We start from the raw sequence: 12440 nt of genomic DNA, 5'->3' as shown, positions 1-12440 counted from the left end.
TTTTAATTATGAAATGGCTTTTACCTCTACTTGGAGGGTTTATTTTAACTTTATGTATTACTCCATTTTTAATTTCGTACTTTAGAGCACATAAGGAAGGTCAAGTTATTTGGACTCAGGGACTAAGTTGGCACAAGAGTAAAGGTGGCACTCCTACTATGGGAGGACTAGGTTTTATCACAGCAACCTTAATTACTGGAATTGCTTATGGTGTTATGTTCCATGATTTAAATGCAAATTTAATGATTTTATTATTTGTTTTCTTGTTTTTCGGTTTGATTGGAATGTGGGATGACAGTATTAAAGTTTTTAATCACCAAAATGACGGCTTTAAGGCGTGGCAAAAATTTGCATTACAAATCTTTGGTTCATTGATTTTTGCACTTGTGTATTGGGCAAATGGTTTTCCAATGGCAATCAATGTCTTTGGAAGTGATTTGCATTTAGGCTTCCTATATATCTTATTCATAATTTTTTGGCTAACTGGGTTTTCAAATGCCGTAAACTTAACTGATGGTTTAGATGGTTTAGCTAGTGGGTTATCAGCAATTTCATTTGCGGCCTATGCAGTTGTTGCTTATTCTCAATCTCAATATGAAGTAATGGCATTTTGTTTAGCAATCGTTGGATCGTTATTAGCATTCTTATTGTTTAATCATAAACCTGCCAAAATTTTCATGGGTGATATGGGTTCATTAGCTTTAGGGGCAATTTTAGCAGCTGTTTCAATTATGCTTCACCATGAATTATCCTTGGTTTGGATTGGATTAATGTTTGTGGTTGAAACACTTAGTGTGATGATTCAAGTTTCTTATTACCGTTTAACTGGAAAACGAATTTTTAAAATGACACCAATTCATCATTCATTTGAAATGAGTGGATGGAGTGAATGGAAAATTGATATTGTATTTTGGTTGATTGGGCTTTTTACCTCAATTACCGGTGTTTATGTAATGCTATAATTCCGCAGGAGAATTTAAAATGAAACAAATTAATGATTATAAAGATAAAAATGTGTTAGTTTTTGGTGCTGGACTAAGTGGTACTAATGCAGCAAAATTATTGATTAAACTAGGTGCTAATGTGACTTTAACAGATGCTAAACCAGCATCTGAAATTGCTGATTTTGATGAACTAGTTAAGGCTGGTGTTAAAGTTGTTGCTGGAAAATCACCGTTATCATTGCTTGATAATGTTGATTTAATGATAAAAAATCCAGGAATTAATTATGACGTTCCTTTAGTTAAAGCCGCTGAAGATAAAAAGATTCCAGTAATTGTTGAAATTGAATTAGCTGGTGAAATTGCCAATGCCAAGTTGATTGGCGTTACTGGTAGTAATGGGAAAACGACGACGACTACAATGATTGCTGAAATGCTAAATGCAGGAAATGAAAAAGGAAAGGCATACAGAGCAGGAAATATTGGAATTTCAGCTACTAAAGTAGCCGAAAAAGCAACTTCTAATGATGAAATTGTTATGGAACTTTCTAGTTTTATGCTTTTAGGAATTACAACTTTGCATCCCCATATTGCCGTTATTACTAATATTTTTGAAAATCATTTAGATTATCATAAAACACGAGAAAATTACATTAATGCTAAAATGCAAATTACAAAAAATCAAACTGCGGATGATTATTTAGTAATGAATTTTGATCGTGAAGAATGGCGTAAGTTGTCGAAACGTAGCAAAGCTAAGGTCGTTCCTTTTTCAGTAAAAGGTAATTATGAAGATGGCGCATATCAACGTGATGGTAAGTTATATTTTCGCGATGAATACATTATGAAAGCCAAAGACATTCGGATTCCAGGAGAACAGAATGTTGAAAATGCTTTAGCAGCAATTGCGGTAGCAAGATTATCTGGAGTTTCTGCAACTGAAATCGTAAAAGTACTTAAAAATTTTGGTGGAGTTCGGCACCGTAATCAGTTTGTGCTTTCATCAAATGGACGCGATTTTTACAATGATTCAAAAGCTACTGATATTGAAGCAACACAAATGGCTATCGAAGGGTTCAAAAAGCCAATCATTTTATTGGCTGGTGGATTAGATCGAGGGTATACTTTTGAAAAGTTAGAACCAGATTTCAAAAAGCATTTGAATGGAATTGTTCTATTTGGAGAAACTGCTCAATTATTAAAAGATAGTGCTCAAAAAGCTGGAGTTCCACAAATTAAAGTGGTCGATAATCTTGATGAAGCAGTTCCCGTAGCTTACGAAATGAGTAAGCCAGGTGAAATTGTATTGTTGTCACCAGCTAATGCAAGTTGGGACCAATTTCCAAGTTTTGAAATTCGTGGAGATCAATATATAAAGGACGTTGAAAAGTTGACCGGTAAAAAGGAGGAATAACCATGAAAATGATTGTATCCGGTGGTGGAACTGGAGGACATATTTATCCAGCTTTATCACTAGTTGAGGCATTACAAGCTCAAGATAAAAATGCGGATGTCTTGTATGTCGGTTCTGAACGGGGACTTGAAAAAAATATTGTTCCTGAAAAAGGATTAAAGTTTAAACCCTTAAAAATTCAAGGTTTTAAGCGTAAATTGCTAACAATGTATAACTTCAAGACTATTTACTTATTTTTAGAAAGTGTCCATAAAGCTAAGAAAATAATTAAAGATTTCAAGCCTGATGTAGTAGTAGGAACAGGTGGTTATGTATCTGGAGCAGTTTTGTATGCTGCTGCTAAAATGGGTATTCCAACGGTTATTCATGAACAAAATAGTGTAGTTGGTTGGACGAATAAATTTCTTAGTCGTTATGTTGATAAGATTGGAATTGCATTTGATGAAGCAAAAGCACAATTTCCAGAAGAAAAAGTAGTTTTTACCGGGAATCCACGTGCCCAGCAAGTTGCTAAGATTAAAAGCAATTTTTCTTGGTCAGAAATTGGCTTACAAGATAATGTACCAACTGTTCTAATTTTTGGCGGTAGCCAAGGTGCTCTAAAAATCAATAGTGCAACCGAACAAGCCATTCCAGCTTTTGATGACAAAAATTATCAAGTTGTTTTTGTAACTGGTAAGAATCGTTTTGATGGTGTTAAAACTGCTTTGAAGGACGTTAAAGTTAATGAAAACATTAAAATTTTGCCATACATCTCTAATATGCCAGCAGTTCTTCCTAAAGTGGCTTTAATTGTTGGAAGAGCAGGGGCAACAAGCTTAGCTGAAATCACAGCCTTAGGAATTCCTTCGATTTTAATTCCTAGTCCATATGTTACTGCTGACCATCAAACTAAAAATGCCATGAGTTTAGTTAAAAACTCTGCCGCAATTATTGAAACAGAAGCTGATTTAAATGGAGATTCTTTAGTATCTAAGGTCGATTTATTAATGAATGATGATAAGCGTCGTAAAGAAATGGCAGACAATGCAAAAGAAATGGGTGTTACTGATGCTGCAGATCAACTACTTCAGGTTTGTAAGAGTGCCATTGCTAGTCATCGTAAATAAGTAGGTGAGTTTATGAAAGAAGACCAGCAGTTTTCTAATGATCCTATCGAAAATGAACATTTAAATAAATATATTGAAAAAAAAGTGAGAAAAAATAGTCGATTACGGGTTGGAAGAAAAAATAAAAAAATAAAAAAGTATCGACGTCGACTTATTTTTAAAACGGCTTTACCACTATGTTTATTTTTTATAATAATTGCTTTAATTTCAGGATATTTTGTTTCTCCATATAGTAAAGTGAAAAATATTAGCATTGAGGCTTTACAAGATCAAAATCAACTAAAAAATAATTTACCAATTCAAGTTGGAGACTCACTAATGATGGTTAAGCTTAATGAACCAAAAGTTATTAAGCTGGTTAAACAAAATGATATTAATGTAAAAAATGTAAAAATCAACTGGAAAGGGCATAACGAAGCTATTTTGAAAATTAGATTTTATGATTTTTATGCATATTTTAAACACGATGGTCATTATTATCCGGTTAATGATCGTGGTGAGACGGTTAAGCAACCCGCTTCGATTAACAATAAAAAGAATGTGCTTATTTTACAGGGATTTTCAAATAAAAAACGAATTAAGACTACTCTACTTCAATATGAAAAATTGCCCAATGATTTAAAGGCAGATGTCAAAGAAGTAAAAAAAGAAACTACCGTTGATGATCCTCAAAAAGTTAAAGTGTATTTAAACGATGGAAATCAAGTTGTTTTACAAAATGATCAATTAGCAAAAAAAATGGCATATTATCCAAGCATCAAAACAACATTAAAACGGCCAAGTGTTGTAAATATGGAATATGGGGCATATGCAACACCAATTAAATAATGTATACTTTTTTAAAATAAATTCTGTTATATGGTAAACTTAAGCTATATATTAGTTAAAGGTACCATTAGATAAGTAGGAGGTCCAAAGCATGAATGATTCAGATATTTACATTGGTTTGGATATTGGAACAACTTCAATCAAAGTCATTGTTGCTCAACAAGTTGATGGACTAGTTAGTGTAATTGGATTTGGAAATGAAGAGTCTGCTGGCGTTAGTCGGGGGATTATTGTTGATATTGATAAAGCAGCTCAAGCGATTAAAAAAACGATTTCTCAGGCTGAAACAAAGTCTGGAGTTGAAATTAGTAGTGTTGTTGTTGGATTGCCAGCTGATAAAATTTCAATTAGTCACTGTTCAGGAATGATTAATCTTCCTGATAGTTCTCAAGAAATTAATAACCAAGATATTGCTGATGTTGCGCAAGCCGCTATTACTAATAATATTCCGCAAGAACGCGAATTAATTGATTTAATTCCAGAAGAATTTAAAATTGATGGTTTTGATCAAATTTTTGATCCACGTGGAATGGTGGGATCACATCTTGAACTGGAAGGTCGGATTATTACCGGACCCAAAACAATTATACATAATGTGAGAAAAGCAGTTGAAAAAGCTGGATTAAACATTGATATGATGTTGGTAAGTGCTGAGGCTGAAGGCCGGACAATTCTTAGTGATCCAGAACAAGATTTTGGAACAATTTTAATTGATCTTGGTGGTGGTCAATCAACTGCTGCTGTCATTCATAATTATGAACTTAAGTACGTTGATGTTGACCATGAAGGTGGTCAATTCATTACTAAAGATATTTCATCAGTACTTGGTACGTCATTTAAAGATGCCGAAAACATTAAGAATGAATATGGATTTGCTAACGTCGACCAAGCTTCTGCTGAAAACAATTTTCCAGTTGACATTGTTGGTAAAAGTCAACCAGAAAACGTATCAGAGAAACTGCTAGCACAAATTATTGAAGCTCGTTTGGATCAAATCTTTAGACGCCTACGTGATAAACTTGTTGAAGCTAATGCTTTAGGAATGCCTGGTGGAATCGTAATGACCGGTGGTGTTTCTTCAATGCCTGGAATTGCGGAATTGGCTGCAAATACATTTGGTGTTAATGTCCGAATTTATACCCCTAACCAAATGGGAATTCGGCATGCATCGTTTGCAAATGCTCTAGCTTTAGTAGAGTATGCAAATAAGATGGATGAAATTATTAAGGTTGTTCGTTCTGCTTTTGATGATAATTTTTACTTAGAAGAACCGTTAACTGAAGAAAATGAAACAGTTGAAGAAATAAGACAAACACGTCGTGAAACCCCACAGGTTACTGGAACAAATGAAGAAGATCATGAAGGTATCTTTGCTTCACTAAAAAAACTAAAAAAAGATGATAAGAAATCCAAAAAGGCAAAGTCAAGATTTGCTTTAAAGAATTTCTTTGAATGACTCGGAGGATGAAATAATGGATTACTCAATTGATCAAAATGCTAACAAAGGAGCTAACATCAAAGTTATTGGTATTGGTGGTGGTGGTGGAAACGCCGTTAACCGTATGATTGAAGATGGTGTTAAAGGAGTAGAATTTATTGCTGCTAACACTGATGTTCAAGCTTTAAATGATTCTAAGGCTGAAGTTAAAATTAATCTTGGACCTAAATTAACCAAAGGTCTAGGAGCTGGATCTAATCCTGAAGTTGGTGCAAAATCAGCCGAAGAAAGTCAAGAAGATATTACCAATGCTCTAAAAGGCTCTGACATGGTATTTGTTACTGCTGGAATGGGTGGTGGTACTGGTAACGGTGCTGCTCCAATTATTGCTAAAATTGCTAAAGGCATGGGTGCTTTAACCGTTGCAGTTGTAACTCGTCCCTTTACTTTTGAAGGACCAGCTCGTTCACATAATGCCAGTGAAGGTCTTGAAGCATTAAAACAAAATGTTGATACCATGGTTGTTATTTCAAATAATCAAGTATTAGAAATGGCCGATAAGAAGACCACATTTTTAGGTGCTTTACATGATGCTGATAACGTTTTGCGTCAAGGTGTTCAAGGAATTTCTGATTTAATCACTCGTCCTGGATACGTGAACCTTGATTTCGCTGATGTTACCACCATTATGAAAGACAAAGGAACTGCTTTAATGGGTGTTGGTTCAGCAACTGGAGAAAACAGAGCTGCTGAGGCAACTAAAAAGGCAATTAATTCACCATTACTTGAGGTTTCAATTGATGGTGCTAAGCAAGTATTGCTAAACATTACTGGTGGAACTGATTTAGGAATTTTTGAAGCACAAGATGCTGCAAATATCATTCGTGATGCCACTTCGGATGATACAAACATTATTTTTGGTACTTCAATTAATGAAGACATGGGTGATGAAATTCGTGTATCAGTGATTGCAACAGGAATTGATGATGATTCAAATCCAATTGTAAATACACCGGGACTTAACACTTCAATTAAATCAAATAATCAAGTAGTTGAACCAACTAAACCAGTTAGTCCTAGCTTAGATAATTCTCAGAACAATGATACTGTTGATCGTCGTTTTGCTAACGTTGAAAAGAAGGATTTTGAACCATTTAAAACCTCTGAAGATGATGATAATGGTGATAATTCAAATGATGATATTCCACCATTTAATTTTAAATACCGTAACAATTAGTAGTGAGGTGTAGTCATGGCAAAAAATATTTTTAATAGTTTTTTTGGAATGCCAGATGAGGCTGATAATGAAAACTATGAAAATTTAAATAGAAATGTTAATGGAAGACCTAATCTTAATCCAAGGAAGGTTTTTTCTATAACAGAAAATAGAATTCCCGATAGTCAGATTAATATTATGGAGCCACGTATTTTTGCTGATGCTAAAAGCATTTCAAACAAATTAATGAATGGAAATGCTGTTCTAATCAAAATGAATAATGTTCAGCCAGCTACAATTCGTCGTATTGTTGATTTTCTTAACGGAACTGTGTTTGCAATTGATGGTAGCATTCAACAAATTGATGAACATGTTTATCTTTGTGCACCCAAAAATTTCGCGATTGATGGTGACGTAAAGCAACGATTTAACAAACGTTTGGAGAATAAAAATGATTACAGCAATTAATTTAATTGGAACTTTATTGTATTATGCTATTAACGTTTATATTTTTTTGATTGTAATTTGGGCACTATTATCTTGGTTCCCAGGAGCAAGTGATTCCTGGCTTGGTCGTTTAATTAATCGATTAGTTGAACCGTTTCTTAATTATTTTAATTTTATCCATCTGGGAATGATTGGCTTTGGTCCCATGGTAGCAATTATTGCTTTATGGTTTATCCAGTATGGAGTCGTTGGAATTACTAATTTTTTCATTAAATTGGCAATGTAATGAAAATTAACGAGAACGTTCAACAACATTTTCGGCAAAGTGAAATTCCATTTATGCAATTAGCTAGTGACTGGATTGAACGTGCTAACACTGAGTATCGTCCGATCTTAACTGATTTTTTAAATGGTCGGGAGATTTATTTATTACAAACATTAGTTAATCGGTACCCCAACCTCAGATTAGCATCCAATGGTGGTTATATTAATTCGGAAATGAAACGTGGCTTAATTTATCCGGATTATTTTTCACCACGATCTGCTGATTTTGAATTGGCAATTTTGAAAGTTGATTACCCAGTTAAATTTGCTACTCTCAAACATAATCAAATTTTAGGAACCGTAATGGGAGCCGGAATTGAAAGAAATGTTTTAGGTGACATTATTACTGATGGTGAAAAATGGGAAATGGTAGTTGAAAAATCAATGGCGCCTTATTTGATTAATTCAATTGACCAAGTTGGTCGAATTAAAGTTAAATTAGTTTCAATGCCAAATAACGAAGTTTTAAATGTGATTGATGATTCAAAGGTGGTTAATTTAACGTTGCCATCTTTAAGAATGGATGTCATTATTGCTGCTGTTTTTCACATTTCACGAAATGTTGCTAAAGAATTGATTCTGCATGAAAAAGTGCGTCTCAATTGGTTTACATATAATAAGCCGGATTATGATATTGCAGTTCACGATTTAATTTCAGTTCGCGGACACGGTCGAATTAAAATGACTGCAAATAACGGTTTTTCAAAAAAAGATAAGTATAAAGTAACTTTTCAAGTTATAAAAAACAAATAAGGAGGGATTTACATGGTACTATCAGCTGAGGATATCCATAAGAAAAAGTTCAACACAAAAATGAGAGGTTACAATATTGATGAAGTTAATGATTTTCTTGATCAAGTAACCAAAGACTATCAAATCCTAAAAGATGAAAATGAACGGTTAAATGAAAAAGTAAAGAAAATTTCTGTAGAGTTAACCAATTATGATAATCATAAAGATGCTTTAAATTCTTCTATTTTAGTTGCCCAAGAAGCAGCTGATAATTTACGAAAACAAGCTAATCGAGATGCTGAAGAAACAATTGCGGTTGCTCAAAGCAAAGCGAATGAACTAATTGAAAATGCTACGTCAGAAGCTAATCGAGCAATTACTGAAAGCTCTAAAGAAACAGCTGCATTAGCAATTTCAACTAATGATTATCGCGAACAGTTGAAATCTTTCCGGCAAAAAATGATTGGTATGTTAGAAAGTCAATTAGATTTTGCTAAAAATTCTGAGTGGACTGATTTAGTTGACGGAATTGATTATAAAAATTTAGATACGATTAAATTATCTGTTGAAAACCTTGACAATGGAGTTATCCAAAGTGTAAACTCTGGAAGTAATCAAACTTTACCAAAGGGAATTGAAAAAAGTAGTTATTTAAAACCTACTGTACTTATTCTTCCTAGTGGTGAAGTGAGAACATTATATTAAAGACGGAAAGCAATTTATTAATACTTAAGCGAATTGGGATTCGGTGTAAGCCCAATAGTCACTATTAAATTGAAGATCACTTTAATAATAATTAAATAGTAAACAATGAGTGAATCGCTTGCGATTCTAAAATTGGGTGGTACCACGAAGACTTCGTCCCTTGTAGACGGAGTCTTTTTGTACATTTAAGGAGTAAAATTATGCGAATCAAAGATACTTTGAATCTTGGTAAAACCAAATTCAAAATGCGTGGAAATCTTCCTGTAAAAGAGTTGGAACGAGAAAAACTCTGGGAAGATAACCAACTTTATCAACAACGTCAAAAATTAAACGAAGGAAAACCATCATTTGTACTTCACGATGGTCCTCCATATGCCAATGGTGATATTCACATGGGTCATGCCATGAATAAGATTACCAAAGATTTTATCGTTCGTTACAAATCAATGAACGGTTTTCGTGCACCTTTTGTTCCAGGATGGGATACTCACGGTCTTCCAATCGAACAACAACTTAAAAAAGCTGGTTATGATCGCAAAAAAATGTCGACCAATGAATTCAGAAAGTTATGTCATGATTATGCTTTAAAACAAGTCAATCGGCAAAGAACTGAATTTAAACGTTTAGGTTTACAAGGTGATTGGGATAATCCATACCTTACTTTAATGCCTGAATTTGAAGCAGCTGAAGTACGTGTGTTTGGGAAAATGGCAGAAAAAGGTTTAATTTACAAAGGATTAAAACCAGTTATTTGGTCATGGTCATCTGAATCTGCTTTAGCTGAAGCAGAAGTTGAATATCATGATGTCGAATCACCATCAGCTTTCTTTGCTGAAAAAGTGGTTGATGGTAAAGGTGTCTTAGACAATGATGATACATACATGGTCGTATGGACTACGACACCTTGGACGATTCCTGCTTCAGAAGGAATTACAATTTCAGCCGATTTTGATTATGCGGTTGTACAACATGATGATGATCCTAAGAAATATGTTTTAGATACTGAATTATTAGATAAAGATGCAGAAATGTTTGGTTGGAAAAACGTTAAAGTTCTTAAAACCGTTAAGGGTGCAGAATTAGAAAATGTGCTTGCTGAACATCCATTTGATAGCAGTAAAAAGTTAGTTACTATGCTTGGTGATTTTGTGACCAATGATGCAGGTACTGGTCTTGTGCATACCGCTCCTGGTTATGGGGAAGACGATTACATCATTGGAAAACAATATGGTCTTCCAATCTTTGCTCCAGTGGATAATAAAGGTTACTTAACCAAAGAAGCCGGTCCTGATTTTGCTGGTGTTTTCTATGAAGATGCTAATCAAATTGCCTTAGATAAACTTAAAGAACAAGGTCAATTAGTATACTACATGCCATATAAGCATAGTTATCCATTTGACTGGAGAACTAAGAAACCAGTTATTTACCGTGCAACTCCACAATGGTTTGCTTCCGTATCTAAGATTCGTCAAAATATTCTTGATGCCATTGATACAGTTAACTTCAATCCAAGTTGGGGTAAACAAAGACTTTACAACATGATTCGTGACCGTGGGGATTGGGTAATTTCTCGTCAACGAGTTTGGGGTGTTCCACTTCCAATTTTTTATGGCGAAGATGGCGAACCAATCATGGATAAAGATGTCATTGACCATGTTGCAGATTTATTTGCAAAATATGGGTCAGATGTTTGGTTTGAACGTGAAGCCAAAGATTTACTTCCTGATGGTTATACTAACGAACATTCTCCTCATGGTAAATTTACCAAAGAAAACGACATTATGGATGTTTGGTTTGATTCTGGCTCATCACATCAAGGTGTATTAGCAGAACGTCCCCAATTGACTTATCCAGCTGATTTATACCTTGAAGGTTCTGATCAATATCGTGGTTGGTTTAACTCTAGTTTAATTACCAGTGTTGCTTACGATGGAATCGCACCTTACAAGAATCTTCTATCACAAGGATTTACCCTTGATGGTAAAGGTCACAAGATGAGTAAATCACTTGGAAATACCATTGCACCTGAAGAGGTTATCAAACAAATGGGTGCCGATATTATCCGTCTTTGGGTTACAAGTGTTGATACATCAGCTGATGTTCGCGTTTCAATGGGTAACTTTAAAACCGTTGGTGACTCATACAAGAAGATTCGGAATACAGTACGTTACTTATTAGCTAACACCAGTGATTTTGATCCAGAAAAGGACTCAATTTCATATGATGAGTTAACTTCCGTTGATCAATATATGTTGGTTAAATTAAATCACTTAATTGAAAACGTGAAAAAATCTTATGATAACTATGATTTCATGGCAATTAACAAAGAGATCATGACTTTCTTAACAGCTAACCTATCAGCTTTCTACTTAGATTTTGCTAAAGACATTCTTTATATAGATGCAGAAAATGACAAACGTCGTCGTGGGATGCAAACAGTTATGTACGAAGCATTAGTTGCTTTAACTAAATTATTAACGCCAATCTTGCCACATACGACGGAAGAAATCTGGGGCTTCTTGCAAGAACCAGAAGAATTTGTTCAATTATCTGAAATGCCAGAACCAAAACATTTTGCTAACGAAAAAGAAGTTACAGCAGAATGGAATAATTTCCTTAACTTCCGAAAAGACGTCTTAAAGGCCATGGAAGATGCACGAAATGATAAGGTAATTGGTAAACCTTCAGAAGCTAAGCTAATTTTATATGTTGATGAAGATACCAAAAAAGCTTTGGCTGACTTAAATGTTGATGTTGCCCAAATTTTGATGGTTTCCGAACTTGAAATTAAATCAATTGAAGATGCTGAAGATGATGTAACTACTTTTGGTGATAAATTTGCTATCGAAGTGCAACACGCTGATGGTAAAGTTTGTGAACGTTGTCGTTTGATTAAGACTGATGTTGGTAGTGATGCGGATTATCCTGAATTTTGTGCACGATGTGCTAAAATTGTACGTGATGAATTCCCAGAAACTGCCACAACTGGCTTTGAAGAATAACTAATCAAAAATCGGGATTTTGTCCCGATTTTTTTGTTTTTACGGAGGTTTATGATGGAAGGTAAAATTAAAAGTTACGATAATTCACGTGGATTTGGTTACATTGTTGATCCAGAAGGTAATGATGTTTTTATGCATATTACTGGTATTATTTCAGGAACACCCAAGGCCATTCAAGTTGGGGATGTAGTGAAATTTGTTAAAGCAAAAGGCGAACACGGATTTCAAGCTGCTAAAATTGAATTAGCTCGTTAATAATCTAGGAAAACCTAATTTTAGGCATG

General features: G+C 34.3%; 12 protein-coding genes. All 12 read left to right on the top strand.

Annotated features, from left to right (window positions below; all coding sequences use genetic code 11):
* Positions 1-8: 8 nt before the first annotated feature.
* The 12 genes from mraY to FD36_RS00660 all read left to right on the top strand — a co-directional run bounded on the left by mraY (position 9) and on the right by FD36_RS00660 (position 12411).
* Positions 9-962 (top strand): phospho-N-acetylmuramoyl-pentapeptide-transferase, encoded by a 954-nt coding sequence (gene mraY, locus FD36_RS00715; protein WP_014082271.1) that lies wholly within the window; start codon positions 9-11, stop codon positions 960-962.
* A gap of 19 nt (positions 963-981) precedes the next feature.
* Positions 982-2355: a UDP-N-acetylmuramoyl-L-alanine--D-glutamate ligase gene (gene murD / locus FD36_RS00710; RefSeq protein ID WP_056957548.1), complete on the top strand. Its 1374-nt coding sequence runs from the start codon at positions 982-984 to the stop codon at positions 2353-2355.
* Between the two features lie 2 nt (positions 2356-2357).
* Positions 2358-3464 carry an undecaprenyldiphospho-muramoylpentapeptide beta-N-acetylglucosaminyltransferase gene (gene murG, locus FD36_RS00705; RefSeq protein ID WP_014082269.1) on the top strand — a complete coding sequence of 369 codons (1107 nt, stop codon included), beginning with the start codon at positions 2358-2360 and terminating at the stop codon, positions 3462-3464.
* A gap of 12 nt (positions 3465-3476) precedes the next feature.
* Positions 3477-4292 carry a cell division protein FtsQ/DivIB gene (locus FD36_RS00700; protein ID WP_056957547.1) on the top strand — a complete coding sequence of 272 codons (816 nt, stop codon included), beginning with the start codon at positions 3477-3479 and terminating at the stop codon, positions 4290-4292.
* A 91-nt stretch (positions 4293-4383) separates the two neighbouring features.
* Positions 4384-5748: a cell division protein FtsA gene (gene ftsA / locus FD36_RS00695; protein WP_056957546.1), complete on the top strand. Its 1365-nt coding sequence runs from the start codon at positions 4384-4386 to the stop codon at positions 5746-5748.
* Between the two features lie 16 nt (positions 5749-5764).
* Positions 5765-6967 carry a cell division protein FtsZ gene (ftsZ, locus tag FD36_RS00690; RefSeq protein ID WP_056957545.1) on the top strand — a complete coding sequence of 401 codons (1203 nt, stop codon included), beginning with the start codon at positions 5765-5767 and terminating at the stop codon, positions 6965-6967.
* Positions 6968-6982: 15 nt separating this feature from the next.
* Complete coding sequence (locus tag FD36_RS00685; protein WP_225361966.1) at positions 6983-7414, top strand: cell division protein SepF; 432 nt, start codon at positions 6983-6985, stop codon at positions 7412-7414.
* Positions 7398-7679 (top strand): YggT family protein, encoded by a 282-nt coding sequence (locus FD36_RS00680; protein WP_056957544.1) that lies wholly within the window; start codon positions 7398-7400, stop codon positions 7677-7679. The genes FD36_RS00685 and FD36_RS00680 overlap by 17 nt, the downstream gene beginning before the upstream one ends.
* Positions 7679-8470 (top strand): YlmH family RNA-binding protein, encoded by a 792-nt coding sequence (locus FD36_RS00675; RefSeq protein WP_056957543.1) that lies wholly within the window; start codon positions 7679-7681, stop codon positions 8468-8470. Before FD36_RS00680 ends, FD36_RS00675 begins: the two co-directional genes overlap by 1 nt.
* Before the next feature lie 12 nt (positions 8471-8482).
* Positions 8483-9154, top strand: a complete 672-nt coding sequence (locus tag FD36_RS00670) for a DivIVA domain-containing protein (RefSeq protein WP_014082262.1) — start codon at positions 8483-8485, stop codon at positions 9152-9154.
* 200 nt (positions 9155-9354) lie between these two features.
* Positions 9355-12156, top strand: coding sequence for an isoleucine--tRNA ligase (ileS, locus tag FD36_RS00665; RefSeq protein WP_056957542.1), 2802 nt, complete (start codon positions 9355-9357; stop codon positions 12154-12156).
* Positions 12157-12207: 51 nt separating this feature from the next.
* Complete coding sequence (locus tag FD36_RS00660) at positions 12208-12411, top strand: cold-shock protein (protein WP_225361220.1); 204 nt, start codon at positions 12208-12210, stop codon at positions 12409-12411.
* Positions 12412-12440 lie beyond the last annotated feature (29 nt).

The sequence above is a fragment of the Fructilactobacillus sanfranciscensis DSM 20451 genome, from assembly GCF_001436035.1.
Taxonomy (GTDB): Bacteria; Bacillota; Bacilli; order Lactobacillales; family Lactobacillaceae; genus Fructilactobacillus; species Fructilactobacillus sanfranciscensis.
Note: the sequence above shows the minus strand (reverse complement) of the source record. Positions and strands in the feature narration are given on the sequence as shown.

Coding starts and splice junctions, on each gene's coding strand:
- murG (WP_014082269.1), top strand. CDS start 2,358: ATGAAAATGATTGTATCCGGTGGTGGAACTGGAGGACATATTTATCCA.
- FD36_RS00685 (WP_225361966.1), top strand. CDS start 6,983: ATGGCAAAAAATATTTTTAATAGTTTTTTTGGAATGCCAGATGAGGCT.
- FD36_RS00670 (WP_014082262.1), top strand. CDS start 8,483: ATGGTACTATCAGCTGAGGATATCCATAAGAAAAAGTTCAACACAAAA.
- FD36_RS00675 (WP_056957543.1), top strand. CDS start 7,679: ATGAAAATTAACGAGAACGTTCAACAACATTTTCGGCAAAGTGAAATT.
- ftsA (WP_056957546.1), top strand. CDS start 4,384: ATGAATGATTCAGATATTTACATTGGTTTGGATATTGGAACAACTTCA.
- FD36_RS00680 (WP_056957544.1), top strand. CDS start 7,398: ATGATTACAGCAATTAATTTAATTGGAACTTTATTGTATTATGCTATT.
- ileS (WP_056957542.1), top strand. CDS start 9,355: ATGCGAATCAAAGATACTTTGAATCTTGGTAAAACCAAATTCAAAATG.
- murD (WP_056957548.1), top strand. CDS start 982: ATGAAACAAATTAATGATTATAAAGATAAAAATGTGTTAGTTTTTGGT.
- mraY (WP_014082271.1), top strand. CDS start 9: ATGAAATGGCTTTTACCTCTACTTGGAGGGTTTATTTTAACTTTATGT.
- FD36_RS00700 (WP_056957547.1), top strand. CDS start 3,477: ATGAAAGAAGACCAGCAGTTTTCTAATGATCCTATCGAAAATGAACAT.
- FD36_RS00660 (WP_225361220.1), top strand. CDS start 12,208: ATGATGGAAGGTAAAATTAAAAGTTACGATAATTCACGTGGATTTGGT.
- ftsZ (WP_056957545.1), top strand. CDS start 5,765: ATGGATTACTCAATTGATCAAAATGCTAACAAAGGAGCTAACATCAAA.